Below are 26,709 nucleotides of genomic sequence, written 5' to 3' on the forward strand. Positions count from 1 at the left end.
ACCGTTTCGCCGCAGATCAGCCCCCTTGCCCGAAATCTGCTACTGCCGGGTCAAGTTCAGGTGGACCTGAGCCGCGCGATCCACGGCTTCGAGGATGTGCTTCTCGGTGAGGGTTCGGGCCAGCTGACCGTCGGCGCTCGCGATCGCCTCGACGATCGCGCGGTGCTCGGCGTGCACGTCGTCGATTCCCCCTTCGCAGCCGGTCGAAAGCCACAGCACCGCGCCGAGCTCGCCCTGCAGCTGGATCTCCTGCTGGGTCAGCCTGCTCGACTGGGCCGCGGCGGCGACTTCCAGGTGGAACTGCCGCTCGGCGCGGGCAGTGCCGTGCCCGGTGGTGCCGAGAACGTCGTCAGCCGCTTGCTCCAATCGCGTGAGATCGTCCGGCGAGCTGCGTTCCGCAGCCAGACGGGCGGCCGCGCCGGCGATGGCCGCGTAGTGGTCGCCGAGATCGCGCAGCTCTCCGAGACTGACCTCGCGCAGCCGCTCGCGCCACGACTCGCCGCCGTGGTCGCGCGGAGCGCGCACGAAGCTGCCGCCGCTGCGCCCGCGCCGGGTCTCGACGAGCCCTCGCTGCCGCAGGGCCATGAGCGCTTCGCGGATGGTGACCGTCGAGACGCCGAACTGGCCGGCCAGCTCCGCCTCGGTGGGCAGCTGCTCCCCGTCGGCGAACAGGCCGAGCGTGATGGCGTCGACCAGGCGTCTGGTCACCGCCTCCACTCGGCCGGTCTGGTCCAGCGGCGCGAACATCGCTGATCGCGCGCGATGCGGCACCCGTTCGCCCATGTGCTTCCCCAGCTCCTCTCGGTCCTGCGGAACCAATCTTGCCGGAAACTCTTGTCATATTACATATAGGCTTATATGTTTTTGGCTCATCGAGGTCCTTCCGCCCCTCTGACTAGGAGGAATCCCGTGGAGCTCAAGCACTTCGTGGGCGGCGACCACGCCGATTCCCGCTCGGGCCGCGTCGCCGAGATCATCGATCCGGTCACCGGCCAGCCCTACTGCACCGCCCCCATCGCCGACGCCCAGGACGTCGACGAGGCGATGCGAACCGCGGCAGCGGCCTTCCGGACGTGGCGCGACACCACACCGGGCGAACGCCAGCTCGCGCTGACCCGCATCGCCGACGCGATCGAGTCCCGCGCCGAGGAGATCGTGCGCGTCGAGTCCGCCAACACCGGCAAACCGATCGCACTCACCCACGCCGAGGAAATCCCGATGGTCCTCGACCAGCTGCGCTTCTTCGCCGGCGCGGCACGAGTGCTGGAGGGCAAGGCCGCGGGCGAGTACATGACCGGGCACACCTCCTACGTCCGCCGCGAACCCGTCGGCGTGTGCGCGCAGGTGACGCCGTGGAACTACCCGCTGCTGATGGCGATCTGGAAGATCGCGCCGGCGCTGGCCGCGGGCAACACCGTCGTCCTCAAACCCGCCGACACCACCCCGGCGTCGACGCTCCTGCTGGCCGAGATCTGCTCCGAGTTCCTGCCACCCGGTGTGTTCAACGTGCTGTGCGGCGACCGCGACACCGGCCGCGCGCTCATCACGCACCCGACGCCGGCCATGGCGTCGATCACCGGCTCCGTGCGCGCCGGAATCGAGGTCGCCGGGGCCGCGGCCACCGACCTCAAGCGCGTGCACCTGGAACTCGGCGGCAAGGCTCCGGTGCTGGTCTTCGCCGACGCCGATCTGTCCGCCGCCGCGGAAGGCATCGCCGCCGCGGGTTTCTTCAACGCCGGACAGGACTGCACCGCCGCGACCCGGGTCCTGGTGCACGAATCGGTGCACGACGAATTCGTCGCCGCGCTGGTCGAGCAGGCCAAGGCGATGCGCACCGGAATGCCCGACGACGAGGACGTGGCCTACGGCCCGCTGAACAACGCCGCCCAGTTGGAGCGGGTGTCCGGGTTCATCGAGCGGTTGCCCGACCACGCCGTCGTCCGCACCGGCGGCAAGCGCGTCGGCGACCAGGGCTACTTCTTCGAGCCGACCGTGATCTCCGAGGTCCGCCAGGACGACGAGATCGTGCAGAACGAGGTCTTCGGCCCGGTGATCACCGTCCAGCGCTTCAGCGATGAGGACGACGCGCTGGCCAAGGCCAACGGCGTCGACTACGCCCTGGCGTCCTCGGTGTGGACCACTGATCACGGACGTGCCACGCGGTTGTCCCGCGAGCTGGAATTCGGCTGCGTCTGGATCAACACCCACATCCCGCTGGTCGCCGAGATGCCCCACGGCGGGTTCAAGAAGTCCGGCTACGGCAAGGACCTCTCGCTCTACGGGCTCGAGGACTACACGCGCGTCAAACACGTCATGAGCGCTTTCTGACCACCGCCCAGAACGCAGAAAGGCAGACGATGTCGCCGAATTCAACTTCAACGCTGGTCGGCAGCTCGTCGGCCGAGGCCGCGAACGGCTCCGAGCCCGCCGTGCGGCTGCGCGAGCTGCGCAAGTCCTTCGGCCAGGTGCACGCCGTGGACGGGGTCGACCTCGACATCGCCGGCGGGGAGTTCTTCTCCATGCTCGGGCCATCGGGTTCGGGCAAGACGACGGTGCTGCGCATGATCGCCGGGTTCGAACTGCCCACCAGCGGCACCGTGGAACTCGACGGTCACGACGTCAGCGCAGCAGCGCCGTTCCAACGCGACGTCAACACGGTCTTCCAGGACTACGCGCTGTTCCCGCACATGAGCGTGCTCGGCAACGTCGAATACGGACTGCGGGTCAAGCGGGTGCCGAAGGCCGAGCGCCTCGAACGCGCCCTGCAAGCCCTGCGCAGCGTGCGGCTCGGCGAGCACGGGGACCGCAAGCCCGCGCAGCTCTCCGGCGGTCAACGCCAACGCGTGGCGCTGGCGCGAGCGCTGGTCAACCGACCGAAGGTGCTGCTGCTCGACGAACCGCTGGGCGCGCTGGACCTCAAGCTCCGGCAGGAGATGCAGCTGGAGCTCAAGCAGATCCAGCGCGAAGTGGGCATCACGTTCGTCTTCGTCACCCACGACCAGGACGAAGCGCTGACGATGAGCGACCGCATCGCGGTGTTCAACCAGGGGCGAATCGAGCAGGTCGGCACGCCCGCGGAGGTCTACGAGCGGCCCGCCAGCCCGTTCGTCGCCGGATTCGTCGGCACCTCGAACCTGCTCAGCGGCGCCAGCGCGGAAGCGGTCATCGGCAAGCGGGGCATCTACAGCATCCGGCCCGAGAAGATCCGCATCGACGCCGACCGCGAACACGGCGCGGCACCGGGAGAAACCAGCGCGACCGGCACGGTGACCGATGCCGTCTACGCCGGCGCGTCGGTGCGCTACGAGGTGTCGCTGCACGCCGGTGCCCGGCTGTCGGTGGTGCGCCCCAACACCGGCGCCGGGGCTCTCGATCACCCCACGGGCAGCGAAGTCCGCCTCGTCTGGCGCGACGAGCACAGCTTCTGCCTCACCGAAGCGAATCACTGATCCCTGCTACGGACAGGAGAAATCCGATGCCTCACCGCAAGAAGTTGAGCCTGCTCGCGGGCGTGCTGGCCACCGCCACGGCGGTCACCGCCTGCGGCACGGGCGGATCCTCGGACTCGACGCCCGGCGCCGAGGGCTTCACACCGCCCGCGATGCCCGCTCTCGACAAGCTCGGCCAGCCCGAGGGCGAGCTCAACGTCCTGGCCTGGCCCGGATACGCCGAGGACGGTTCCAACGACCCGGCCGTGGACTGGGTGACGTCGTTCGAGAAGGACACCGGCTGCCAGGTCAACGTCAAGCCCTTCGGCACCTCCGACGAGGCCGTGAACCTGATGAAGACCGGCCAGTACGACGTCATCTCGGCTTCCGGTGACGCCTCGCTGCGGCTGGTGGCGGCCGGCGAGGTGGAACCGATCAACCCCGCGCTGGTCCCCAACTACAACGACCTGTTCCCGTTCCTGAAGGACAAGCCGTGGAACAGCGTCAACGGCATCCCCTACGGCGTGCCGCACGGCTGGGGTGCGAACCTGCTGACCTACCGCACGGACAAGGTGCAGCCCGCCCCTGACTCGTGGTCGGTGATGTTCGACCAGAACTCACCGCACAAGGGCAAGATCGTCGCCTACGACTCGCCCATCTACATCGCCGACGCCGCGCTCTACCTGATGCAGCACCAGCCCGAGCTGGGCATCAAGAACCCCTACGCGCTCGACGACAAGCAGTTCCAGGCCGCGGTCGACCTGCTCAAGCAGCAGCGGCCGATGGTCAGCGAGTACTGGTCGGACTACCTCAAGGAGAGCCAGGCGCTCAAGAACGGCGACGCGAACGTCGGAACCGCCTGGCAGGTCACGGTGAACCTGACCCAGTCCGAAGGTGCGCCGATCGCGGCCACGCTGCCCAGCGAAGGTGCCACCGGCTGGTCGGACACCTGGATGGTCTCGGCGAAGTCCCAGCACAAGACCTGCGCCTACAAGTGGCTCAACCACATCGTGAGCCCGGAGGCCAACGCGAAGGTCGCCGAGTACTTCGGCGAGTCCCCGGCCAACCCGAAGGCGTGCGAGCTGACCGAGGACCGCAACCACTGCGCGACCTACCACGCCGGTGACGCCGACTTCGCCTCCCGGATCTGGTACTGGACGACGCCGATCGAGCAGTGCCTGGACGGGCGCACCGACGTGAAGTGCAAGGACTACGGCGAGTGGACCCGCGCCTGGACCGAGATCAAGGGCTGACGCGGCACGCGCGGTCGGTGGCCCGCAGGAGCCACCGACCGCCCCACCCCCCGATGAGCGAGGAACGAGAGAGATGACAACCACGGTCACCACCGAGCGCGCACCGCGCCGGTCGTCGAGTTTGCTGTACCGCAGACCGAAGCTCCGGTTGGGACTGCTGCTGTCCGCGCCGATGCTGTGGCTGGGACTGGCCTACCTCGGAGCCCTGGCCGCCCTGTTCATCACCGCGTTCTGGCGCACCGACCCGTTCACCGGCAAGGTGGTGATCGAGTGGTCGCTGGAGAACTTCACGACGTTGCTCACCGACGAGGTCTACCGCACCGTCACGCTGCGCACGCTCGGGATCGCCCTGCTGGTCACGGTCGTGGACGCGATGATCGCGTTTCCGATGGCCTACTACATGGCCAAGTTCGCCTCGCCCCGGGCGCAACGCCTGCTGGTCATCGCTATCATGACCCCGCTGTGGGCAAGCTACCTGGTCAAGGCCTACGCGTGGCGGGTCATGCTCTCCGGCAACGGCGTCGTGCACTGGCTGCTGAGCCCGCTGGGCCTGGACTCGCCCGGGTACGGACTGCTCGCCACCGTCATCACGCTGTCCTACCTGTGGCTGCCGTACATGATCCTGCCGATCTACGCGGGTCTGGAACGGCTTCCGGACTCCCTTGTGGACGCCTCCAGCGACCTTGGGGCCAAGCCGTGGCGCAGCTTCCGCTCCGTAGTGCTGCCGCTGGTCTTCCCGGCGATCGTGGCGGGTTCGATCTTCACGTTCTCCTTGTCGCTGGGCGACTACATCGCGGTCAAGATCGTCGGCGGCACCAACCAGATGCTGGGCAACGTCGTCTACGACAACATCGGCGCGGCCAACAACCTGCCGTTCGCCGCGACAGTGGCCACCGTCCCCGTCGTGATCATGCTCTGCTACCTGGCGGCCGTTCGCCGCACCGGTGCACTCGACAACCTCTAGGAGCCGCTGCGATGAGTGCTACCCGAACGACCCGGCTGGTGCTGCTGGGCGCGCTCGTGCTCGGCCTGGCGGTGATCTACTTCCCGCTGCTGGTCGTGCTGCTCAACTCGGTCAACGCCGACACCACGTTCTCCTGGCCACCCTCGAGCTTCACCCTGGAGTGGTGGCAGCGGGCGCTCGGCAACCAGGGCGCCCTCGACGCGCTGGTGACGAGCGCACTGGTCGGCGTGGTCTCGACGGCGATCGCGCTGGTGCTCGGCACGATGGCGGCCTTCGCCCTGCAGCGATTCCGGTTCTTCGGCCGCGACCAGGTGTCGCTGCTGGTCATCCTGCCGATCGCGTTGCCGGGCATCGTCACCGGAATCGCGCTCAACAACGCCTTCCGCACCATCCTCGGCATCGACCTCGGCCTGTTCACGGTCATCGTCGCACACGCGACGTTCAGCATCGTGGTGGTGTTCAACAACGTCGTGGCCCGCCTGCGCCGAATGGGCGGCAACCTCGAAGAGGCGTCGATGGACCTCGGCGCCAACGGAATCACCACGTTCACCCTGGTGACGTTCCCGATGCTGCGCTCTGCCCTGCTGGCCGGCGGGCTGCTGGCGTTCGCGCTGTCCTTCGACGAAATCATCGTCACCACGTTCACCCTCGGCACCGGCATGGAAACGCTGCCGATCTGGATCCTCAACAACCTGTTCCGCCCCAACCAAGCCCCCATCGTCAACGTGGTCGCGGCAGTCCTGATCGTCTTCTCCACAGTCCCCGTCTACCTCGCCCAACGCCTCTCCGGAGACACCAACGCCGGCGGCCGCCTCTGACCCCTCCCCCGGCGCCAACCGTGAACGGGTTGGCCGGCCCGTCTCTCCCGCATTCAGTCGCGGGAAGGACGGGCTGGCATGGCTCGCGCTGGGGGATGCCGGGGTAGAGGTGCGCTGCGATGCGCCGGGGAAAGTTCTACGCGACCAGCGGAACTGCCATCCAGATCGCGACGGCGATGAGCGTCGCAGCGAAGAGGTAGTCGATCCATCGCCCCGACCTTGCACCTCGGAACAGCATCGCGAGGGCACGTCCACCCAGTGCCCAGACGATGAACGCGATCAGGTTGTTGAGCGTGAAGACAGTGGTGATCACCAGGACTGCTAGCACCTCGTCATTGACAGGTGGACGCAGGAACTGCATGAACATCACGGCGATGATGTAGTACGCCTTCGGGTTCAGCAGCAGCACGATCGCACCGGTCCAGAACCCGACGCTCTGCTCCTCCGGCAACGCGTCCCCGGTCGTCGGCGACGTCTTGGCGCGGGCCGCGCGAATGAATCCGAACGCCAGCCAGAGGACGTAGAGACTGCCGAGCACGCTGAGCGATTTCGCGACCACCGGATGGTTCAGGATCGTGACGCCCATGCCAAGGCCGATCAGGCCAGTCACGACGAACGTCGCGATGTGATAACCGGCGAACGCCGGGACAGCGCCGCGCCGCCCCTTCGACGCACCGATCGCAGCGAAGAACGCGTTACCCGGGCCAGGGCTGTACGCGAGCGGGAACAGGAACACCAGCAACGCGACCAACGTGTCCACGCTCATCCACGCACGCACCGAGAACGCATACGTCGATTCTTCTGAAGGCCGCCCCTTGGGTCTGGCAGAAATCAGCCATCACGAGCAGTCCGGGTGAAGGGCACCTTGGGGGTGGCGGTCGGGCGACGGGTGGGACGGTCGAAGGTGCCCTTCGCCGTTGGGGCGGCGGGGATCAGGTGGCGGTTACCTCGTCCTTGAGTCGGAGGCGTTCTCCGAAGGCTCCGCCCATTGCGGTCAAGACCGCTAGGACTACGAGAACCAGGGCTACTGACCAGGATTGCTTTCCGCTGGCTGCTAGGACCGATGTGGCGATCAGGGGGACGAAACCGCTGACCACTCCGCCGAGGTTGAACGAGATGGAGACGCCGCTGTAGCGCAGTTGGGGTGGGAAGAGTTCGGTGAGCAGCGAGCCCGAGACCGCGTAGGGGACTGACAGGCATGCCACTCCGATGGTGATCGCCAGGACGACCAGGATCGGGTTCTTCGTGTCGATCAGCCAGAACACCGGGAAGGCCACGAGCGCGGAGGCGATGCCTCCTGCGACGCAGACTCGGCCCGGGCCCATCCGTTCGGCCAGGCGGCCGAAGAACAGCAGGATTGCGATCTCCACAACCGCCGCTACGAGCGTCGCTCCGAGCATCAGGGAACGGGACAGGCCCAGGGTTTCGGTTCCGTAGCTGATCGCGAACGTCGTCAGCAGGTAGAACCCGCCCACGCCTAGCAGCGATGCGGACAGGCCGGCCAGCACTCGGCCGAAGGACTTGCGCAGGACCTCCACGACCGGCAGCGATGAGCGCTCCTGCTGTTCGAGCAGTTCGGTGAACAGCGGCGATTCCTCGATGCGCCGACGCAGGTAGAGCGCGACGAACAGCAGCGGAGCCGCGGCCAGAAACGGAAGTCGCCAGCCCCAGGCGTCGAAAGACTCGGCGGGCATCAGCGACACCAGCGCGAAAGCGCCCGAGGACAGCAGGGTTCCGATCGGCGAGCCGACCTGCGGCAGCGCCGCGTACCGGCCGCGGCGTTCCGGCGGTGCGTGCTCGACCGCGAGCGTCACAGCACCGCCCCACTCACCGCCGACGGCGATGCCCTGGAGCACTCGCAGCAGCGTCAGCAGGATCGGCGCCGCGACACCGATCGCGGCGAAGTCGGGCAGCACACCGATCAGGGCGGTGACCAATCCGATCATCGTCACCGTGATCAGCAACGAGGCGCGCCGTCCGTGGCGGTCACCGACGTGCCCGAAGATCACCGCGCCGATCGGCCGGGCCACGAACCCCACGGCGAACGACGCGAACGCCGCCAGCGTGGCCACCAGCGGGTCACCGCTGACGAAGTAGAGGCGGTTGAACACGATCGAAGCGGCTGTGCCGTAGAGGAAGTAGTCGTACCACTCGAGCGCGGTGCCGACGAACGCGGCGAAAGCGATCCGCCTCGCTTCTGCATCGGTCACGCGCGGTTTGCCCCTCGTCGCAGCAGATGTCATGGCAACTCCGTTGGTAAACCCGGCGAATCGTTGCGGACAGCGTGCGCGCGGCAGGGGCCCAGCACAATGACGAAACGTCGCTACCTCCAGCCCCGAACCTGGGCAGATGCACAGCCGGATGAACGGCGATCGCTGCGCCAGGAGGCGGAAATCGGGCCTGGACGTTGGCGGATCGCCCAGCATAATGAGCGATCGACCACCGCAGATCCCGACGAGATGGGCGCACGCACATGCCGCACCTCGAGGTCATGTCAGCCAGTCAGCTCCGCGACCTGGTGCACGCGTGCTTGAACGACCTGGACGAACTCGTCGACGACTTCCTCGCCGAGCTCAGCGCGATCGAACCCTACGCCAGCGGCGCGGTCCCCGAGGAAGAACTGCGCCACGACGCGGCAGCCAGCATCGAACTGCTCCTGCGCACCATCGCGAGCCTCCCCGTTCCACAGCGGCTCGAGGACTCCTGCGAACGGATCGGACGCCGGCGCGTGCACCTCGGCGTGCCGCTGGACGTGCTGCTCCGCGCGGTGCGACTGGACTTCCGAGTGCTGTGGTCGGCATTCCTGCGGCGGGTGGACGCATCCGAACTCCCACGCATGGTGCACAACACCGTTCGCGTCTGGGATGTCGTCGAGGACTACAGCACCCGGGTGCACATGGCCTACGCGAAGGAAGCCGCCGCGCTGGCCGGGGAACGCGAGCACGAACGCAGTCGCCTGGTGGATTCGCTGCTGGCGACCCGAGGCCGCGATGCGCAGATCGTCGCGCAGGTCGCGCAAGTGCTGGACATGGAACAGAAGGGCCAGTTCCTGGTCGCTGCCGCGCCCTCCGACGCGCCGCGGCCGCTGCGCCAAGTCGCCGATCAGCTGCGCGCGAGCGCGGTTCCGGTCCACGTGCAGACCATCGACCGACGTCAGATCCTCATCGCCGAACTGCCGCCCCGGTCGCACGGAGCACCGGCCCGCTGGCTCGACGCGGTGCCGTGCGGCATCGGCCCGATCGCGAACGGACTCGCCGACCTCCCGCGGGCGCTGTGGATCAGCGTGGAGGTCGCCGCCACCATCTCAGCCGAACAAGGCGGTCCGCACCGGCTCGTCGAGCGGTGGGCTCACGTCGTCGCAGCACGATTACCGGAGATCAGCGCAGCACTGCGCGACGAAGTGCTGCCGTCGACGGACGCCACGACCCCGCACGAGCGGGAGCGGCTGTTCGAGACGGTGCGCGCTTACCTGAAGTCCGGTTCGATCAGCGCTGTCGCCAACGAGATCTTCTGCCACCGCAACACGGTGCTCAACCGGCTGCACCGCTTCGCTGAACTCACCGGACGCGACGTCACCCGCCCCGAACACGCTGCCGCAGTCCTCGTCGCCATGGCCCGCGACCAACAGGAAGACGACCAGATCTGATCCCCGAAAACCCAGCGGTGGAGCCGACTTGTGGACAGCTCCGACGTCCTGTGGACAACTTCCGGACGATTACGACACTGTGCAGGAGCACAAGAATCTGGTCGTATCTGGGGGCGAAGTGCGATGTTGGGCGGGCAGGCGCTCAGTTCAAATGGACGACGAGGTCCAGCATCGAGAAACCCGGGAGGGATCATGGACGACGTCTCGCCGGTTCTGAAACAGCACGACACCGCTCTGCTGGACGACTTCGCGGAACTCTCGGCGTTCGGGGCGACGCCCGCTGGCGGGGTCGAGCGCCAAGCCGCCACCTCGGCCGACGGTGAGCAGCGCGCCTGGCTGCACGAGTGGCTGACCAGCCGCGGATTCGAAGTCCGCTACGACGCCGTGGGAAACCAGTTCGGCCTCTTCACCATCGTCCCCGGCGCACCGTACGTGCTGACCGGTTCGCACCTCGACAGCCAACCGCGCGGCGGCCGCTACGACGGCGCCTACGGCGTTCTGGCCGCAGCCCACGCCGCGCACCGAGCAGTAGAGCGCTGGAAGACCGAGGGAACGTCCCCGCGCTACAACGTCGCCGTCGTCAACTGGTTCAACGAAGAGGGCTCTCGCTTCAAGCCGAGCATGATGGGCAGCGCCGTCTTCACCGGCAAGTTGCCCGCCGAAACCGCTTTGGCCACAACCGATCCCGCCGGAATCTCGGTGCGCACCGCGCTCGACGAGATCGGAACCATCGGCAACTACACCGGTCCGGGCGTGGCCGCTTACGCCGAAATCCACATCGAGCAGGGCCGCGAGCTCGAGAACGACGGAATCACGATCGGTCTCGTGGACTCGACCTGGGCGGCGCGCAAGTACCAGGTGGTCGTCCGCGGCGACCAGTCGCACACCGGGTCGACGATCATGCCGGACCGCCGCGACGCCCTGTTCAGCGCCTCGCTCCTGGTGGTCGCCGCACGCGAACTGGCCGAGGAGAGCCAGAGCGCCCCGCTGCACACGTCGGTGAGCGAGATGTTCATCGAACCAAACTCACCTGTGGTGGTGGCGCGGGAGGTCCGCATGCACCTCGACCTGCGTTCGCCCGATGAAACCGTCCTCGACGCCGCAGCGGAGAAGCTCGCCACCACCATCTCCGAGATCGAGGAACGCGCGGCCGTCAGCATCGAACTGCACCAAACACACGGCTGGGGAGTCGCGCCCTTCCCGCCGACAGGAGTCGAACTCGCCGCCCGAGCAGCGGACGAGCTGGGGCTGAGCCACCGGAGGATGATGACCATCGCCGGTCATGACTCGGTGAACATGAAGGACGTCGCGCCCTCGATCATGCTCTTCGTCCCCAGCGTCGAGGGAATCTCCCACAACGAAGGCGAATTCACCCACGACCGCGACGTGTGCGCGGGCACCGACCTGCTGGCGAACGTCGTCCACCGGTTGATGTCGGGCGAGCTCGACGAGTGAGCAGCGGGTGAGCCCCGGCGGAGCCCACCCGCTGCAGCCGGTTCACTTGGCGGCCACGGTGAACTGCGCGGTGCGGACAGTTCCGGCGTGCTCGAAGTCGAGGAACAGCTGGTAGATGCCGAGTCAGACACCCCGGCAACCACCACCCACATCATCACTGCCCAAAACTGGCTCACCACGACCACGTTCCAGAGCCGCGCTTCTCACGGATACGCCAGGAAAGCCTTCAACTGGTGAATTCGTACCTCTGGCGCAGCTGCCACCGGCCGCTGAAGCTGATCAGCCACGCCTCACGAACCTCGGCGCGGATGGACGCGAACTCCGGGATGATTCCGCGCTCCACCACCTCCGCCGTCTCATCCGAAGTGTTCAGCGCGACGGTCAGGTGCGCTTCGACGTCGTTTCCGAAGCGGCCGCCGTAGGGGCGCAGATCCGGCCACCGTTGGCGGATCTCGCTGATCATCTCGGCAAACCCGTCAGCTGGATCGGGCAGCAGAGAGACGAATCCACCTTCGCGGCGGCACTTGCCGAACTCCACCTGGAACCGTGGCTGCCCGGCGAACACCTCGGCCAGACCAGTGAGAACCCGCTGGTCGACCGCTTCGGTCGGCACGAACGGGTACAGCAGCGATACGTGCGCGGGCACCGGTCGTACCGCGTCCGGGAACCGCACCGCCACTGCGACCAGCAGTGGGTCAGCCTCCGGTATCGGCACCACCAACGCCGTCACACCCTCTTCAGGCATGCATCCGTTCTACCCGCTCGCCCACCCGCCGACGATCGACGTCACGCAGCTCACCCCCGGGAACTCCGGAAAGTCGCAGTTGGCTCTGCAGATCACACGGACAAACCTCTGAAGTCGCCGGACGCGCCCGGACCGCAGTCCGCGGAGACCCGTTGATCGCGAAGCGGCTGAGAAGGTCATGGCGATAACCCCGGAGATCCTGCGGTTCGCGCGGATGAACCGGTGGTTCCTCGGGCGGGTCGTGCAATACCTGTGCGAGCAGGGCGTCGATCAGTTCGTCGACCTGGGTTCCGGGGTGCCCACGGTCGGCAACGTCCACGAGATCGCTCACCGGCATGATCCGGACATCCGGGTCGCCTACGTCGACCACGATCCGTTCGCCGCCGAGCACGCTCGTGAGCTGCTGGCCGACGAACCGCAGGTCAGCATCGCGCAAGACCTCGTCTGAGCCGTCGGCGAACTGCGATGATCTCAGCAGCAATCCGTTGTGGACGATGTGGCGTGGTCAGCCGAGCATGGGCCAGGGTGCGCGGGGTACGAGTGCTTCGATTCCGGCGCCGACCCGGAACACCGGTTCCTCGTCGAACGGGTGCCCCACGACCTGCACCCCGGTCGGGACGCCGTTGCCCGCCACACCGCTGGGCACCGACAGCACCGGGCACCGGTTGGCGACGTTGAACGGGCTGGTCAGGTGCGCCTCCCAGTAGTGCCCGTGGTGGTTTCCGCCAACGTCGACGCCGTCGAGGTAGTCGCCGTCGGCTGCCAGTGCGGTCACCGCGTTGGTCGGGCAGATCAGCACGTCCACGTCTGCCATCGCAGTGGCGAGGTCGCGCTGCATTGCGGCGTCCAGGCTCAGGGAGTCGACGAGGCCGTTGTACTCGGCTTGGCGGCGGGCATCTGCGATGAAGCGTTGGGCGTACGACGCCAGCGTCTCCACGCCACCGGATTCCCGCTCCATCGTCGGCCCCAGGAGCTGGCCGAAGTGGGCGAAGATCGTGCGCATCACCTGGCTGCTCGTCCACGGCAGCTCCACCGGCACGACGACGGCACCGGCCTGCTCCAGCCGGGTCGCCACGTCCAGCGTGGCAGCTTCGACCTCGGGTGCCACCGGGAAGTCACCGAGCCGCACCGACAAGCCGACCCGTACGCCGTGCAGTGCTGTCACCGGATCCTCCGGCAGTGCGATCGGCACGCCCTGCGGTCCCCACGAGGTGTGGTCAGCGGGATGCCGTCCGGACATGACCGACGCGAGCAGCGCCGTGTCGGCCACGGTGCGCCCCATCGGTCCGTCGCCGCGGTACCAGTCACCACTGAGCGGCGGAAGGCCCGGAATCCGGCCGTACGGTGCCTTGTAGCCCACGGTTCCGGTGAATCCTGCGGGCACGCGCGTCGAGCCCGCGATGTCGGACGCGGTCGCCAACGTCGTCATACCGGCGGCCAGCGCAGCACCCGCCCCGCCGGACGAACCGCCCGGCGTTGCGTCGAGGTTCCACGGGTTGCGGGTCACGCCCCACATGGCGCTGTGCGTCACCGTGGCGCAGCTGAACTCCGGTGTGGTCGTGCGGGCGTGGATGACTCCGCCGGCCTGCCGGATGCGCTCGACCACGGGGTGGTCCGCGTCGGCCACCCGACCGGCGTGCGTGGCCAATCCCTGCTCGATCCGCCGTCCAGCGAGGTTGTGCTTCTCCTTCGTTGCCAAGGGAATCCCGAGCAGTGGCGGCGTGGGTTCCGGGGAACGGGCCGCGCGGACGTAGGCCTCAGCAGCACGTTCCGCCTCGGCCCGCGCCTCGTCGAAAAGGGTCTCGGTGAACGCGTTGATTCCGCTGTTGACCCGCTCGGTTTGGCCGACGAGGGCGTCGAAGAGTTCCACCGGTGACAGCTCCAAGCCGCGGAAAGCCCGCAGGGCGGAGACGGCGTCGAGGTAGGCGAGTTCGCCCTGGGAATCCGTCATCGTTCGGTCTCCTCCCGGTCCAGCCCGCCCTGAAGCAGTTCCCAGGTCGCCTCGGTTAGCGCGTCCACGCCCACGGACATCTGCTCGTCGCTGGTGAACTCGCGCTCGCAGTGACTCACGCCGTCGATGGACGGGATGAACATCATCAGCGCCGGGACGATGCGGTTCATCGCCACCGAGTCGTGCCCGGCCATGGTGTTGATCCGCCGGATGCCGATGCCGAGTTCGGCGGCCACCTTCTCGCTGAGCTCCAGGCCTTCCTCCGGGAAGCTCTGGACCGGCCGGACGTCGAAGTCCCGGACGTCGATGGTCAGGTCGTGTTCCCGCGCCACGGCTGCGATCCGCTCCAGCAGCAGCGCGCGGGCTTCGCGGACGATCTCCGGCGTGTTGGCCCGGATGTCGGCGACGAGGTGGACGCGGCGGGGCACGACGATCGGCGAGTTCGGTTCGAGGGTGAGCTGGCCGACCGACGACACGATCGACTCCGGCTGGAAGTCCTTGGTCACGTCGTGGACGAGCACCACGACCTTGGACGCGGCCACCAGCGCGTCGCGGCGGTCGGCCATGGCGGTCGCGCCGGTGTGCGACTGCTCCCCCAGCACTTCCACGTCGAGTTTCTGGGTGTACCAGCTGTGGTCCACCGCGCCGAGCTCGATGCCCTCCCGCTCGAGGATCGGGCCCTGCTCGATGTGGATCTCGGCGTAGGCGGCCGGGGTGGGCCGTTCGTCGGTGCCGCGGTAGCCGATGGAGTCCAGGGCTTCGGCGACGGTGACGCCCGCGAGGTCGGTGACCTGCAGCATCTCCTGCTCGTCCAGCAGCCCGGCGAAGACCGAGCTGCCCATGATCGACGGTGGGAACCGGCCGCCTTCCTCGTTGAACCAGTCGACGACGGCGAGGTTGTACTTCGGTGCCAGCTCGCCCTTCGCCACCCGGGCGGCGAGACGGTCCGCCGCGTGCAGGGCTGCGATCACGCCGTAGGCGCCGTCGAACCTGCCACCACGGGGCTGGCTGTCGAGGTGCGAGCCGACCAGGACGTAGTCTGCGCCCGGCTGCCACTCCACGAGGGCGAACAGGTTGCCGATGGAGTCGACGCGGACCGACCAGCCGCGCTCTTCGGCGAAGGCGACGAACCAGTCCCGCATCTCCTTGTCCTCCGGGGTCGCCGCCTGTCGCTCGACACCGTTCGCGGGCGTCGCCCCGATCGCGGCGACCTGGTGGAAGTCGGTCAGGAAGGATTCGGAACTCATCGGGCAACCTCCACATCCACGCGCTGCCGGGTCTCGGGCACCCGGGTGGCGATCAGCAGTACGAAGACGATCAACCCGGCCACGGCCATGTACCAGCCGGGCGCCGACGGCAGCTCGGTGCGCCCGACGAGGTAGGTGCCGACGAATGGCGCCGTGCCGCCGAACAGGGCGTACGCGACGTTGTAGCTCACCGCGGCCGAGGTGAACCGTGTCCGAGTCGTGAAGATCTCGACGAAGAAGGCGTAGCAGCCGCCGCCGTAGGTGATCAGGCACAGCACGAACAACGACTGGCCGAGCAGTGCAAGCCCGAGAGAACCGCTGGTGACCAGGCTGAACGACGGCACGGCCAACACCGCGAGGGCGAGGGATCCCGCTAGCAGCATGGGTTTTCGGCCGACGCGGTCACCGACGATGCCCCCGATGGGCAGCAGCACGGCGTAGAGCAGCATCGCCGCCGCGTTGGCCAGCAACGACTCCTCCCGGCTCAGGCCACCGGAATCCTGCAGGTAGGACACGAAGTAGCCGCTGAGGAAGTAGAAGCCCAGCGCGGTCAGGCCCATGACGAAGCCGACCTGCAGCATGCGGACCTTGTTCTCGCGGAACGCTTCCCGGACCGGGGCGTGCTCGCGCCCCTCTGCTTTCTGCAGCACCTGCTGGAACGCCGGGCTCTCCTCGGTCCGGCTGCGGATCCACAGGCCGATGAAGGCCAGCGGCAGCGCCAGCAGGAACGGGATTCGCCAGCCGTAGGACTGGAACGCCTCCGGGCTCAGGACGTTGGACAGCACGAAGATCAGGGTTCCGCCGAACACGGAAGGCAGCGCCGTCGCGGACAGGGTGATGCCGAGCCAGAACCCGCGCTTGTCCAGCGGGGCGTGCTCGAAGACGAAAGCCGGTGCGCCCACGGACTCACCGCCGGCCGAAAAGCCCTGCGCCAGGCGGCACAGCACCAGCAGGGTGGGCGCGGCGGCGCCGATCGTGGCGTAACTGGGCAGCAGGCCGATCATCGTCGTCGCGAAACCGATGGTCAGCAGCGTGATGTAGAGGACCTTGCGCCGACCGATGCGGTCGCCGAGGGCGCCGAAGTACAGGCCGCCGAGCGGGCGGACGAAGAACGCGACGCCGAAGGTCGCGAACGTGGACAGCATGCTGGCCAGCTGGCTCCCGCCGGGGAAGAACAACGCGGCGAGGGTGACCGCGGAAAGGCCGTAGAGCGTGAAGTCGTAGAACTCGATGAACTGACCGACGCTGCCACCGGCCAGGACTCGCTTCTGCAGGCCCGAAGTGGGGCGGGTCGGGGCGCCGGAAGCGGTACGTGCGCTGGTCCTCAATGGGCTGCTCCCAACAGGAAGTGCGGCGAGGAACCGGAGACCTCGTCGTCGCAGGTGTGCCCATGCTGGTCAGCCGGATATGATCTGTCCAACAGATTCGACTGGAACTGCGCGATCGGCTCAGTCGATGGAAGGTCCCGGTGCCACGCCGTAGACGCGCAGGCAGATCTCCTCGAAGGCCCGTGACTTCAAGGTGGGGCGAGTCCCGGCGGGCCGCACCAGCAGCACCTCGATCGGCGGCAGCTCCTCCACCACGGGCAGCGGGACGATCGGGCTGCCGGCGTAGGTGAGCTCGTGCGGTAATCGCTGGTTGAGGACCGAGTAGCCGTGCCCGCGGGCGACGAACGCCCGGACGGTCTCGTACCCGCTGGCGCGGTGGCGGATCTTCGGCGCGACGCCGAGGAGTTTGAACAGGCTGAGGTAGTACTCGCGGCTGTGCGGCAGGTCCAGCAGGATCAGCGGTTCGTCGGCCAGCTCGCGCAGGCTCACCGGTCGCTGCGGGGTGGCGGCCAGCGGATGCTCCGGCGAGACGATGACGTGCGGCGGGATGCGCCGCAACACCCGGCGCGGCAGCTCACCACCGAGCCCGAGGTCGTACATCAGCGCGACCTCGCACCTGCCGTCGCGCAGCGCCCGCCGCACGAACTCCTGGTCGCCCTCCAGGAACGACAGGTGCACGCCGGGGTGCTCGCGCTCGAACTCCTCGAGGATGAGCGAGGCCCGGAACGGCGCGAGCGGCCCGAAGATCCCGGCGGTGAGGCCTCCGACCAGGGTCGGCCCCTCCTCCCGCACGAGCCCCGGCAGCTGGTCGGCGTCCTCGAGCAGCAGCAGTCCGCTCTCGTGCAGACGCCGTCCGGCGGGCGTGAGGCGCAGCCCGCGGCGCGGGAGCCTGGTGAACAGCGCGGTGCCCATGGTCTGCTCCAGCTGGGCGACCGCGGACGACAACGTCGACTGGGTGACGTTGAGCGCGGCAGCCGCGGCCGTCATGTTCTCCAACTCTGCCACCGCGCAGAAGTAGCGGAGCTGGACCAGGGTGAACGACCGCGTCATGGCACAACATGCTGCCACCACGCCGATTCTGAGAACACCGAGTCGTGCGGTCCGGACGTGTGCGTCCTCCCGCTCCTCGGCGATGACTTAAAATCGCAGGTCGGAATGGGGAGGTCGGCATGCCTGAAGAACGCGGTGGGCATTTCGTGCGCTCGGTGGAGCGGACGCTGTCGGTGCTGCGCGCCTTCTCCCCCGACCGGTCCGAGCTGACGCTGACCGAGGTGGCCCAGGCCAGCGGTCTGGACCGGGCCGGGGCCCGCCGGATCCTGCTCACCCTCGTCGACCTCGGCTACGTGCGGCACGACGAGCGGCACTTCGCGCTGACCTCGCAGGTGCTGGAGTTCGGCTACGCCTACCTGTCAAGTCGCTCGCTACCGCAGATCGCCGAACCGCACCTGCGTCGGCTCACCCGGGAACTGCGCGAGATGACCGCGCTCGCCGTGCTCGAAGGCGACGAGATCTGCTACGTCGCGCAGGTGCCCAGCCCGAAGCTGCTCGCGGTGACGATCCCGGTGGGGACCCGGTTCCCCGCGCACGCGACCTCCATGGGCAAAGCGCTGCTGGCCGGGATGCCGCCGGAGCACCTGGAGGTCCGGCTGCGGTCGATGGACCTGGCGCAGGTCACCCCGCACACCACGACGACGCGCGAGCATCTGCTCGCCGAGCTGGCCAAGATCCGCAAGCAGGGCTTCGTCATCTCCGACAACGAGTTGGAGGAGGGCCTGCGCGGCGTCGCAGCACCGGTTCGCGACGCCGACGGAAAGGTCATCGCCGCGGTCAACGTCTCGCTGCACGCCCACAGCTCGACGGAGGAGAGCGTGCGACGCGACATCGTGCCGCGACTGGTGGCAACCGCTTCCCGGATCGAGGCCGACTTCCGCCTGAAACCAGCGCCCCGCAGCCGGTGAGCCCCCACAGGCACCCCTTCGGCCACAGCGCCGCTGAAGACGGGCGCCCCGAGCCCCTCACCCGCGATCTGGAACGTCCGCCAGCCTGAACGGCGTGTTGTCCCCGTTCAGGCTGGCAGGTGGCCGCGATCAGCCCGTGACTGCGACGTGCCCGCGCACCAGCGCTGGGGACGGCGCGGTCGACAGGTTCGACTTCGCCGGCGTCGCGCCGATGGTGGACGGGGTCTTGCTCTGCACCGGCGGTGCTGGCGGAGTTTCCTGCACCGGCAGCACCGGAGGGGTCTCGCTCTCCACCGGAGGGGTCGCGTTCTCCACCGGAGTCTCGCTCTCCACCGGAGGCGTCTCGCTCTCCACCGGAGTCTCGCTCTCCACCGGAGTCTCGCTCTCCACCGGAGGCGTCTCGTCCTCCACCGGAGGGGTCTCGCTCTCCACAGGAGTCTCGCTCTCCACCGGAGGCGTCACGTCCTCCGCCTGGGGCGTCTGCACCGGGTGGTCCACGATGGGCGCGTTGATGCAGTTGATGACCTGCGGGGACATGATCACCACGATCCCACCGGTCACCGTGATGTTGCCGCACACCTGGGTCGGCGCCACGTTCATGTTGTTGCCATTGCCGACGTTGATGCCGTCGGCGTCCGCGCTGTCCGCGAACGCCGGAGTTCCTCCGGCGAGCAGTCCGACGCCAGCGGCGAATGCGCCTGCGAGGCAAGCACTTCTACGCATGGATTCCTCCCGTTTCGTTGTCATTCAGAGGTATTTCCATCACGGTGGTATCGGCTCCTGACCCGTTCGCGCACCTGTCGTCTGCAGCGTCCGGCGTCGGCCGGAAAGCACCTGTCAACGGCTTGACCTGGATGATCGAATGCCGGAGGGACGCTAACCCAGTCCTTTTCACCGGCAGCACGGGCCGATCAGATCTGCTCCCGGGAACACGCCGTCTGATCAGGACGAACACGACGGGGCGATCCGAAAAACGAGAATGTTACTCATGTTCAACCACTCGATGGTGTCGCTTTTTTGACTCGACCAGGTGACAAGAGGGCGCGTCGAGGGCGGACACCCTTCCATCCTCGTCGTGCGCGGTGGTGCGGGTGGCGGAGTCCGGGCGGCCGGGAATGTTCGCTGGCCGACACCTGGTGTCGCGGTGCGAACTCGCCCCAGTTCGGCGAGCAGCTCGGCGAACTGGCACGCGGCGTTACCTCCTCGTCGCTGTTCTCGCAGCTCAACGGCTTCCGAAGTGAGATCCGCAGCACAAGGTGACCGGGCCCACGGCCATTCACGTGTCGTGCATCACAAACATCTCCGGCCGTTTCCGTGCCTAACATTCCGGCACACCTCGCCACGTCGGGTTCCTTTTCGCTCAGCCGCGAAAAGGAACCCTCGGCGCACACCCTTGACCCCAGCGCAGCGGGAGGGCGGAAGTGACCGGCAGGATTCGGAACCGGCAACTGGCGGCGAAGATCGTCGAGGCCGAAGAGGCCGCCGAACTGATCGAACCCGGCGACAACGTCGGCATGAGCGGGTTCACCGGCGCCGGCTACCCCAAGGAAGTGCCGGGGGCGCTGGCCAAGCGGGTGGCCGGGGCGAACGCCGAGGGCCGGCCGATGCAGATCGGCCTGTGGACCGGCGCGTCCACGGCCCCGGAGCTCGACGGCGCCCTCGCCGAGGTCGACGGCATCGACATGCGTCTGCCCTACCAATCCGACCCGGTCACCCGGGACCGGATCAACTCCGGGCAGATGGACTACACCGACATCCACCTCTCGCACGTCGCGCAGCGGGCCTGGCAGGGCATCTTCGGCGAGCTGGACGTGGCCGTCGTGGAGGTCAGCGGCATCACCGCCGAGGGACACCTGATCCCCTCCGCCTCGGTGGGCAACAACAAGACCTGGCTGGACCGGGCCGACAAGGTGATCCTCGAGGTCAACTCGTGGCAGAGCGAGCACCTCGACGGCATGCACGACATCTACTACGGCACCGCGCTGCCACCGGAGCGCAAGCCGGTCCCGATCACGCACCCGGCGGACCGGATCGGCGTGCCGTACCTGGAGTGCCCGCCGGAGAAGGTGATCGCCGTCGTGGAGACCGAATCTCCCGACCGCAACACGGTTTTCACCCCGCCGGACGAGAACTCCGAGCGGATCGCCGGGCACGTGCTGGACTTCCTGGAGTCCGAGGTGCGCGTCGGCCGGATCCCGCGCGGCCTGCTGCCGCTGCAGTCCGGGGTGGGCAACGTCGCCAACGCCGTGCTCGCCGGGCTCGGCAACGGGCCGTTCGACCAGCTGACCGCCTACACCGAGGTGATCCAGGACGGGATGCTGCAGCTGATCGAGTCCGACAAGCTGCGGATCGCCTCGGCCACCGCGTTCTCGCTGAGTCCGGCGGCGGTGGACCGCTTCAACCGGAACGCGGCCGACTTCCGCGACCGGATCGTGCTGCGCCCGCAGGAGATCAGCAACCACCCCGAGGTCGTGCGCCGGCTCGGCTGCCTGGCGATGAACGGCATCGTGGAGGCCGACATCTACGGCAACATCAACTCCACCCACCTGATGGGCAGCCGGATCCAGAACGGCATCGGCGGCTCGGGGGACTTCGCGCGCAACGCCTACGTGTCGATCTTCATGACGCCCTCGCAGGCCAAGGGCGGCGCGGTGTCGTCGATCGTGCCGATGGTCTCGCACGTCGACCACACCGAGCACGACGTGGACGTCATCGTGACCGAACAGGGTTTGGCCGACCTGCGCGGGCTGTCGCCTCGCAAGCGCGCCGAGCGGATCATCGAGCAGTGCGCGCACCCGGACTTCCGGCCGGCCCTGCGCGACTACTTCGACCGCGCGATGAGCTCGTCGTACGGCCGCCACACGCCGCACCTGCTGGGCGAAGCGCTGTCCTGGCACCAGCGCTTCATCGACGAGGGAACCATGCGCACCGGAGTCTGAGTGCCTGTTTTTGATCCTTTGCTTTTGATGCGCCGCCAGGCGCATAGCCCACCCTCGCAGCTCGCACCGCCGCGGGTTCTCAGCGTTCGTCCTGGCGAGGACGGCCCAACTGCCGTGTATTGGCATACATCAAGTTGGGCACCCGCAGACCAGGCGGGCGCTGAGGTTCCGCTACCCGCACCGCCACGCAAAACGAGTTCAAAACAGGTTCTGAGGGGGAGGACGCCCAGCACTGCTGGGCACTGGGTGGTGCCGCATCCGACCAGGTGCGACGCCGTCCTGGCGCAGAGCACGGTCCACGAGCCCGTGGTCACGCCGAATCGGAACGCACCGAATCGTAGGTGCACAGTGGACGGCCGGTCAGTTCGTCCTGCCGGACCCGGCCGTCCACACCGAACACCGATGCCAGCAGTTCTTCGTCGACGACCTCAGCGGTCGGGCCTTCCGCGTGCACCGAACCCTCGCGCAGGGCGACGACCCGGTCGGCGTAGCGCGCCGCCTGCTCGAGGTCGTGCAGCACGGTCACCACGCTCAGCCCGCGTTCGCGCTGCAACCGGCGGACCAGTTCCAGGACTTCCAGCTGGTGGCCGATGTCCAGGTAAGTGGTCGGCTCGTCGAGCAGCAGGATCGAGGTGTCCTGCGCCAACGCGAGCGCCAGCCGCACGCGCTGCCGCTCACCACCGGACAGGCGGTCGATCAGCTCGTCCGCATGATCCTCGACGCCGGTGGCCGACATCGCCTCGCGCACCTGCGCATCTTCGCCGCCCATCAGCATCCCCAAGGGGCCGTGCACCGCATACCGCCCCTGGCGCACCAGCTGCCGCACGGTGAGGCCCGGGACTGACGGCATCGACTGCGGCAGCACTGCGACCTCGCGGGCGATCTGGCGGCGGGACAACGATCGCAGCGACCGGCCGTTGACCAGGACTTCGCCCGCATCCGGTGCGCGGAGCCCGCCGAGCACCCGCAGCAACGTCGTCTTCCCGCAGCCGTTCCGGCCGACCAGCGCCACCCATTCGCCGTCGGCGACGCTGACGTCGACGCCGTCGAGGACCGTTCGGTCAACGAAGCGGACGGTGACGCCGCGGGCTTGCAAAGAACTCATCGCTGTCCTCCGGTGGTCGAGCTCCGCCTGGCAACCCGGATCAGGACCACGGCACCGATCACCGCGGTCACCGCCCCGGTGGGGATTCCGGCACGCGCGGGGTCCGCAGCCCACGACGTGACGGTCTGGGCGACGACGTCCGCAGCGCACACCGTTGCTGCGCCGAACAATCCGGCTGCGGGCAAGGCGAAGCGGAGATCGGCGCCGAACAACGCGCGAGCGGCGTGCGGGGCGAGCAGCCCCACGAAGGCCATCGCTCCCACCGAAGCGATCGCAACGGCCGTCAGCACGACCGCGACGAGCAGAACCGCGCTGCGCCAAGGGGAAACCGCGAGCCCGATGGCGCTTCCGTGGTCGTCGTCGACGGCCAGCACCTGGATCACCGCAGACACCAGCAGTCCCGCCACCGATGCCGCGAGCAGCCACGGCCACAACGCCGCCCAGTGCGCCCAGGTGCGTCCGTTGAGCGAGCCGATCAGCCACTGCGTCATCGATCCGGTCAGCTGGGGCCGGGCGGTGAGCAGCACCATGCTCGCGCCCGCGAGCGCGGCCGACACCATCACGCCGACCACGACCAGGCGCACCGGATCGCTGCCCACCCGCGTCGCGAACAGCCACAACGCGGCACCGCCCAGCGTGCCGCCGATCATCGCGACCAGGACCAACCGGGCCGGTGAGGTGAAGTCGCCGCCCATCAGCGTCGCGGCCACCGCACCCAGCACGGCGCCCGAACCGACCCCGGTCACGTCCGTTGAGGCCAGCGGATTGCGCAGCACTGCCTGCAACACGACGCCCGCCATCCCCAAGCACATCCCGGCCCCGGCTCCGACGAGCACCCGCGGCATCCGGAGCTCGTGGACGATCTGCGCGGTCAGCGGGTCACCACTTCCGAACATCGCGGCCCAAGTCTCGGCGACCGAAGCTGAAGAACCCGTCGCCAGGTGCGCGAGCGCGAGGGCCACCACGACGCCGAGCAACGCAATCAGACGCAGTGGGCGAGGAATCCGCTGGATCACCGGACCACCACCGCGTTCTTGCGGCGCACCAAAAGCAGCGCGCCCGCGCAGATCGCGACGACGGCAGTCAGACCGCCCACCGGCAGTTCGAACGGATATAGCACGGTCCGCGCCAGCAGGTCCGCCATGACCACGAGCAGCGCGCCCAGCGCTGCCGACCACAGCAGCCACGACCGGTGCGTGCCGCTCGGACGCAGCCACCGGCTCAGCTGCGGCGCGAGGAAACCAACCCAGGCCACCGGTCCGCACGGCCCGACCACGACCGCGGTGAGCACGCAGCCCACCGCCAAAGTCATGGCGCGGGCCCGGACCGGGGACGCGCCCAGCGCTGCGGCGGTGTCGTCGCCGAGCCGGAGCACGCCGAGCGACGGGATCATGAGCACGGCCAACGGCAGTCCGATCAGCAGGCCTGGGACCAGGGCCGCGACGGTTTCCCACGTGGTTCCGGTCAAGGAGCCCAGCAGGTAGCGCACCAGCACCCCCTGGTCGCGTGAGTCGGACAGGGACAACGCGGTCAGCATCACCGCGTGCAGCCCCGCGCTGACTGCCGCGCCGATGAGCAGCACCGCCGCCCGGTCGGCCACACCGCGGACGGCCAGCATCGTGATGGCACCGCCAACGGCGGCTCCCATCAGCGCAGGCACGAGCGGCGCGCCCGGAACCGACAGTCCCCACGCGACGCACCCCGCCACAGCTGCTGACGCCCCGCTGGACACTCCAAGCATTTCCGGCACTGCCAACGGGTTTCGCAACGACTCCTGCAACAGCAAGCCCGCGACGCCCAGCAGTGCCCCGGCGAACACGGCGAGGACCAGTCGCGGCGCGCGCAGCAGCACGACCACGGTGTGCTCCAGCCCGCCATCGGCGGTCAGCGCGTGCGGCAGGCGGTTCACGCCCACGAACGGCTCGCCGAGCATCAACGACGCGGCGACCAGCGCCAACGCGAGTACACCCACGAGCAGCCGGTCGCCGTGCCGGAACCACGATTTCATCGGGACGCAGGCACCAGCTTCATCGACTCGTCGATGATCGCGGCCAGGCTCCGCGTGCCGCGGCCGGAACCGAACAGCTTGGCGTGCACCTCGTGCACCTGCTGGTCCTGCACCGCCGGGATCTGCTGCCACACCGGGTTATCGGCGAGCTGCGCGCTGAGTGTGCGGTCCTCGGGCGAGAACAGCAACGAATACACCAGCGCGACATCAGGCTGTTTGGCGAGCAGCTCCTCAACGCTGTAGTTGCTGGCCGTCTCGGCATCAGCGCCCTTGGCCGGGAAGGGGTAACCGAACAGCTGCGCCAGCAGATCACCCTTGAGGGAATCGCTGGTGTCCACGCCGATCGAGTCCGCGCTGCCGTACATCAGCACGACCTTCTGGCCCGCCTGACCGCTTTCACGGGTGGCCTGCACGGCGTCAGCGAGCTTGCCCCGGAAGGCCGTCTCCGCGGCCACGGCCTGTTCGGCGTGCCCGGTCAGAGAGCCCAGATTCCGCAGGTAGGCGACCGATTCCTGCCAGCTCGCCGGATCGGTCAGCCACAGCGGCGCGAAACCTTCGATCGCCGGCCGCAGCGAGTCGTGCACGCCGGAAAGCCCGATCACCAGGTCCGGCTTGAGCGCCGCGATGCTCTCGACGTCTTCGGAGCCGAAGCTGCCCTGCACGACGGGAACGGTGTTGCCCTGCTCCCCCATCAGCGCGGGGTGGGTCAGCAGGTCCGGGTTGCTCGTCCCGGCCGGCGTCATGCCGAGTTCGAGGAGCACGTCGTCGCAGAGCCCGCTCAGGCACACGATCCGCTCAGGTGCCTTCGGCAAGGTCACCTCCTGCCCGTGCGGATCGGTGATGGCCAGCGACGCCTCCAACGGCTGCGCGGTGCGGTCGATCGCCGGAGCGGCCTCGGGGGCAGCTGCCGGCTCCTCTTCCGGAGCTGCGGAGCAGCCGACGAGCCCGACGGCTGCAGCGAGCAGAACGGCGGAAAGCATTCGAGCTGTGCTGCGCTCTGCGCGCACGGGGTCCTCCTAGAGCGATTCGGATATCGAAGGTGACGATAACCATTTTCATCTAACGTTGTCCACGATCGAGTGATCAATCACTGCACGCCACTGCGATGCGGTCGCGGAGCACGGCCGCATCACGGCGGCACATGTCGACGCTGTCCCCGGGCACGAACTCCAGCAGCACCTCGCGCCGCCGACCGTCGGCCGCGAGCTCCCGCAGCACGGCGTCCCAGACGTCGACGCGGTCGGCCAACGCATGCCGCTCGGTGAATCCGTCCGCTCCCCAGGAGAACGCGTGCACCGACGCCAGTTTCGGCAACAGCGCACGCACTTCCCGCACGCACGTGTCGGCCACCGGCAGCTCGCGCGGCTGCCAGTGCGGGACCAGCGCATCGCGACCGACCTCGTCGTACAGGCGCACCACCGAGTCGATGTCGTCCGTCAAGGACTTGACGTGGTATTCGACGGTGAGCTGAAGTCCTTCCACAGCGCACAAATCCGCGCAGCGCTGGAGGTCCGCGATGATGTGGGCGCGTTGCTCGGCGTCCACGTCCGCGGAACCGGCGACGCCCGCCCACACCCGGACGCGCGGAGCGCGCAGCGCTACGGCTGTGCGCACGACCGCGTCGAACTCGTGCTCCGGCGTGTTCCCTGCTTTGTAGTACGAGCCGTACGTGCCGATCTCGATGCCGTGGTCGGCGCACAACGCGGACACGGTCCGCGCGGTGTCGGTGGCGCCGCAGGGCACGTGCACATCACCGCCCCACTCGACGACCTGGAGACCGCAGTCGACCGCCACTGAGACGATTTGCGCCGGGTCGAGCCGCCGGAAGGTCACCGACGCCAAGCCTGGGATGATCATGTTCTGC

The 26,709-nt window shown here is 68.3% G+C and carries 24 protein-coding genes and 1 pseudogene; 11 read left to right on the forward strand and 14 right to left on the reverse strand.

The annotated features are described in order from the left end of the window. Positions 1–39 precede the first annotated feature (39 nt). The gene (locus ACWCO2_RS07765; RefSeq protein ID WP_450126925.1) at positions 40–783 is read right to left on the reverse strand and encodes a FadR/GntR family transcriptional regulator; all 744 of its coding nucleotides are present in this window, start codon (positions 781–783) and stop codon (positions 40–42) included. 126 nt (positions 784–909) lie between these two features. Between ACWCO2_RS07765 and ACWCO2_RS07770 the strand changes: the two genes are divergently transcribed. The 5 genes from ACWCO2_RS07770 (at position 910) to ACWCO2_RS07790 (ending at position 6,463) form a co-directional block, all read left to right on the forward strand. Next, complete coding sequence (locus ACWCO2_RS07770; RefSeq protein WP_450126926.1) at positions 910–2,328, forward strand: gamma-aminobutyraldehyde dehydrogenase; 1,419 nt, start codon at positions 910–912, stop codon at positions 2,326–2,328. A gap of 29 nt (positions 2,329–2,357) precedes the next feature. Beyond that, on the forward strand, positions 2,358–3,449 hold the full coding sequence (locus tag ACWCO2_RS07775; RefSeq protein WP_450126927.1) for an ABC transporter ATP-binding protein: 1,092 nt from the start codon (positions 2,358–2,360) through the stop codon (positions 3,447–3,449). Between the two features lie 26 nt (positions 3,450–3,475). Next, complete coding sequence (locus ACWCO2_RS07780; protein WP_450126928.1) at positions 3,476–4,681, forward strand: ABC transporter substrate-binding protein; 1,206 nt, start codon at positions 3,476–3,478, stop codon at positions 4,679–4,681. A 73-nt stretch (positions 4,682–4,754) separates the two neighbouring features. Beyond that, positions 4,755–5,645, forward strand: coding sequence for an ABC transporter permease (locus ACWCO2_RS07785; RefSeq protein ID WP_450126929.1), 891 nt, complete (start codon positions 4,755–4,757; stop codon positions 5,643–5,645). A gap of 11 nt (positions 5,646–5,656) precedes the next feature. Beyond that, positions 5,657–6,463 carry an ABC transporter permease gene (locus ACWCO2_RS07790; RefSeq protein ID WP_450126930.1) on the forward strand — a complete coding sequence of 269 codons (807 nt, stop codon included), beginning with the start codon at positions 5,657–5,659 and terminating at the stop codon, positions 6,461–6,463. A gap of 136 nt (positions 6,464–6,599) precedes the next feature. Here the strand turns inward: ACWCO2_RS07790 and ACWCO2_RS07795 are convergent, their stop codons facing one another. Continuing rightward, positions 6,600–7,223, reverse strand: a complete 624-nt coding sequence (locus ACWCO2_RS07795; protein WP_450126931.1) for a LysE family translocator — start codon at positions 7,221–7,223, stop codon at positions 6,600–6,602. A gap of 172 nt (positions 7,224–7,395) precedes the next feature. After that, entirely contained in the window at positions 7,396–8,673 is a 1,278-nt protein-coding gene (locus ACWCO2_RS07800; protein ID WP_450126932.1) for an MFS transporter, read from the reverse strand. Positions 8,674–8,954: 281 nt separating this feature from the next. Between ACWCO2_RS07800 and ACWCO2_RS07805 the strand changes: the two genes are divergently transcribed. From ACWCO2_RS07805 to ACWCO2_RS07815, 3 genes are all read left to right on the forward strand, one after another. Next, complete coding sequence (locus tag ACWCO2_RS07805; protein WP_450126933.1) at positions 8,955–10,109, forward strand: PucR family transcriptional regulator; 1,155 nt, start codon at positions 8,955–8,957, stop codon at positions 10,107–10,109. Between the two features lie 192 nt (positions 10,110–10,301). Next, positions 10,302–11,564, forward strand: a complete 1,263-nt coding sequence (locus ACWCO2_RS07810) for a M20 family metallo-hydrolase (protein WP_450126934.1) — start codon at positions 10,302–10,304, stop codon at positions 11,562–11,564. An 87-nt stretch (positions 11,565–11,651) separates the two neighbouring features. Next, positions 11,652–11,801, forward strand: coding sequence for a hypothetical protein (locus ACWCO2_RS07815; protein ID WP_450126935.1), 150 nt, complete (start codon positions 11,652–11,654; stop codon positions 11,799–11,801). Here ACWCO2_RS07815 and ACWCO2_RS07820 read toward each other — a convergent pair. Next, positions 11,791–12,309, reverse strand: coding sequence for a 2'-5' RNA ligase family protein (locus ACWCO2_RS07820; protein WP_450126936.1), 519 nt, complete (start codon positions 12,307–12,309; stop codon positions 11,791–11,793). The genes ACWCO2_RS07815 and ACWCO2_RS07820 overlap by 11 nt on opposite strands. A gap of 160 nt (positions 12,310–12,469) precedes the next feature. On the opposite strand from ACWCO2_RS07820, the pseudogene ACWCO2_RS07825 reads away from it, so the two are divergent. Next, a pseudogene (locus ACWCO2_RS07825) lies at positions 12,470–12,757 on the forward strand (SAM-dependent methyltransferase); the annotation flags it as partial. Between the two features lie 57 nt (positions 12,758–12,814). On the opposite strand, the gene ACWCO2_RS07830 reads toward ACWCO2_RS07825, so the two are convergent. The 4 genes from ACWCO2_RS07830 to ACWCO2_RS07845 all read right to left on the reverse strand — a co-directional run bounded on the left by ACWCO2_RS07830 (position 12,815) and on the right by ACWCO2_RS07845 (position 17,885). Then, positions 12,815–14,260, reverse strand: coding sequence for an amidase (locus ACWCO2_RS07830; protein WP_450126937.1), 1,446 nt, complete (start codon positions 14,258–14,260; stop codon positions 12,815–12,817). After that, positions 14,257–15,507 carry a M20 family metallo-hydrolase gene (locus tag ACWCO2_RS07835; protein WP_450126938.1) on the reverse strand — a complete coding sequence of 417 codons (1,251 nt, stop codon included), beginning with the start codon at positions 15,505–15,507 and terminating at the stop codon, positions 14,257–14,259. Before ACWCO2_RS07835 ends, ACWCO2_RS07830 begins: the two co-directional genes overlap by 4 nt. Then, positions 15,504–16,835 carry an MFS transporter gene (locus tag ACWCO2_RS07840; RefSeq protein WP_450126939.1) on the reverse strand — a complete coding sequence of 444 codons (1,332 nt, stop codon included), beginning with the start codon at positions 16,833–16,835 and terminating at the stop codon, positions 15,504–15,506. Before ACWCO2_RS07840 ends, ACWCO2_RS07835 begins: the two co-directional genes overlap by 4 nt. 120 nt (positions 16,836–16,955) lie before the next feature. Then, on the reverse strand, positions 16,956–17,885 hold the full coding sequence (locus tag ACWCO2_RS07845; RefSeq protein ID WP_450126940.1) for a LysR family transcriptional regulator: 930 nt from the start codon (positions 17,883–17,885) through the stop codon (positions 16,956–16,958). Between the two features lie 119 nt (positions 17,886–18,004). On the opposite strand from ACWCO2_RS07845, the gene ACWCO2_RS07850 reads away from it, so the two are divergent. Continuing rightward, positions 18,005–18,793 (forward strand): IclR family transcriptional regulator domain-containing protein, encoded by a 789-nt coding sequence (locus tag ACWCO2_RS07850; protein ID WP_450126941.1) that lies wholly within the window; start codon positions 18,005–18,007, stop codon positions 18,791–18,793. Positions 18,794–18,922: 129 nt separating this feature from the next. Here the strand turns inward: ACWCO2_RS07850 and ACWCO2_RS07855 are convergent, their stop codons facing one another. After that, positions 18,923–19,516, reverse strand: a complete 594-nt coding sequence (locus ACWCO2_RS07855; protein WP_450126942.1) for a hypothetical protein — start codon at positions 19,514–19,516, stop codon at positions 18,923–18,925. Positions 19,517–20,214: 698 nt separating this feature from the next. On the opposite strand from ACWCO2_RS07855, the gene ACWCO2_RS07860 reads away from it, so the two are divergent. Next, the gene (locus ACWCO2_RS07860) at positions 20,215–21,732 is read left to right on the forward strand and encodes an acetyl-CoA hydrolase/transferase family protein (RefSeq protein ID WP_450126943.1); all 1,518 of its coding nucleotides are present in this window, start codon (positions 20,215–20,217) and stop codon (positions 21,730–21,732) included. Between the two features lie 310 nt (positions 21,733–22,042). Here the strand turns inward: ACWCO2_RS07860 and ACWCO2_RS07865 are convergent, their stop codons facing one another. From ACWCO2_RS07865 to ACWCO2_RS07885, 5 genes are all read right to left on the reverse strand, one after another. Further along, positions 22,043–22,837 (reverse strand): ABC transporter ATP-binding protein, encoded by a 795-nt coding sequence (locus ACWCO2_RS07865; protein ID WP_450126944.1) that lies wholly within the window; start codon positions 22,835–22,837, stop codon positions 22,043–22,045. Next, positions 22,834–23,853 carry a FecCD family ABC transporter permease gene (locus tag ACWCO2_RS07870; RefSeq protein WP_450126945.1) on the reverse strand — a complete coding sequence of 340 codons (1,020 nt, stop codon included), beginning with the start codon at positions 23,851–23,853 and terminating at the stop codon, positions 22,834–22,836. The genes ACWCO2_RS07865 and ACWCO2_RS07870 overlap by 4 nt, the downstream gene beginning before the upstream one ends. Then, entirely contained in the window at positions 23,850–24,845 is a 996-nt protein-coding gene (locus ACWCO2_RS07875; RefSeq protein WP_450126946.1) for a FecCD family ABC transporter permease, read from the reverse strand. Before ACWCO2_RS07875 ends, ACWCO2_RS07870 begins: the two co-directional genes overlap by 4 nt. Next, on the reverse strand, positions 24,842–25,825 hold the full coding sequence (locus ACWCO2_RS07880; RefSeq protein ID WP_450126947.1) for an ABC transporter substrate-binding protein: 984 nt from the start codon (positions 25,823–25,825) through the stop codon (positions 24,842–24,844). The genes ACWCO2_RS07875 and ACWCO2_RS07880 overlap by 4 nt, the downstream gene beginning before the upstream one ends. 103 nt (positions 25,826–25,928) lie before the next feature. Then, positions 25,929–26,702 (reverse strand): sugar phosphate isomerase/epimerase family protein, encoded by a 774-nt coding sequence (locus ACWCO2_RS07885; protein ID WP_450126948.1) that lies wholly within the window; start codon positions 26,700–26,702, stop codon positions 25,929–25,931. Between the last annotated feature and the right edge of the window lie 7 nt (positions 26,703–26,709).

Source organism: Saccharopolyspora sp. NPDC002376, from assembly GCF_053593195.1.

Bases quoted from the DNA above. Each gene is read 5' to 3' on its own strand.
- ACWCO2_RS07775 (WP_450126927.1), top strand. From the start codon at position 2,358: ATGTCGCCGAATTCAACTTCAACGCTGGTCGGCAGCTCGTCGGCCGAG.
- ACWCO2_RS07835 (WP_450126938.1), bottom strand. From the start codon at position 15,507: ATGAGTTCCGAATCCTTCCTGACCGACTTCCACCAGGTCGCCGCGATC.
- ACWCO2_RS07780 (WP_450126928.1), top strand. From the start codon at position 3,476: ATGCCTCACCGCAAGAAGTTGAGCCTGCTCGCGGGCGTGCTGGCCACC.
- ACWCO2_RS07845 (WP_450126940.1), bottom strand. From the start codon at position 17,885: ATGACGCGGTCGTTCACCCTGGTCCAGCTCCGCTACTTCTGCGCGGTG.
- ACWCO2_RS07765 (WP_450126925.1), bottom strand. From the start codon at position 783: ATGGGCGAACGGGTGCCGCATCGCGCGCGATCAGCGATGTTCGCGCCG.
- ACWCO2_RS07830 (WP_450126937.1), bottom strand. From the start codon at position 14,260: ATGACGGATTCCCAGGGCGAACTCGCCTACCTCGACGCCGTCTCCGCC.
- ACWCO2_RS07880 (WP_450126947.1), bottom strand. From the start codon at position 25,825: ATGCTTTCCGCCGTTCTGCTCGCTGCAGCCGTCGGGCTCGTCGGCTGC.
- ACWCO2_RS07805 (WP_450126933.1), top strand. From the start codon at position 8,955: ATGTCAGCCAGTCAGCTCCGCGACCTGGTGCACGCGTGCTTGAACGAC.
- ACWCO2_RS07875 (WP_450126946.1), bottom strand. From the start codon at position 24,845: ATGAAATCGTGGTTCCGGCACGGCGACCGGCTGCTCGTGGGTGTACTC.
- ACWCO2_RS07820 (WP_450126936.1), bottom strand. From the start codon at position 12,309: ATGCCTGAAGAGGGTGTGACGGCGTTGGTGGTGCCGATACCGGAGGCT.
- ACWCO2_RS07865 (WP_450126944.1), bottom strand. From the start codon at position 22,837: ATGAGTTCTTTGCAAGCCCGCGGCGTCACCGTCCGCTTCGTTGACCGA.
- ACWCO2_RS07810 (WP_450126934.1), top strand. From the start codon at position 10,302: ATGGACGACGTCTCGCCGGTTCTGAAACAGCACGACACCGCTCTGCTG.
- ACWCO2_RS07850 (WP_450126941.1), top strand. From the start codon at position 18,005: ATGCCTGAAGAACGCGGTGGGCATTTCGTGCGCTCGGTGGAGCGGACG.
- ACWCO2_RS07885 (WP_450126948.1), bottom strand. From the start codon at position 26,702: ATGATCATCCCAGGCTTGGCGTCGGTGACCTTCCGGCGGCTCGACCCG.
- ACWCO2_RS07855 (WP_450126942.1), bottom strand. From the start codon at position 19,516: ATGCGTAGAAGTGCTTGCCTCGCAGGCGCATTCGCCGCTGGCGTCGGA.
- ACWCO2_RS07785 (WP_450126929.1), top strand. From the start codon at position 4,755: ATGACAACCACGGTCACCACCGAGCGCGCACCGCGCCGGTCGTCGAGT.
- ACWCO2_RS07790 (WP_450126930.1), top strand. From the start codon at position 5,657: ATGAGTGCTACCCGAACGACCCGGCTGGTGCTGCTGGGCGCGCTCGTG.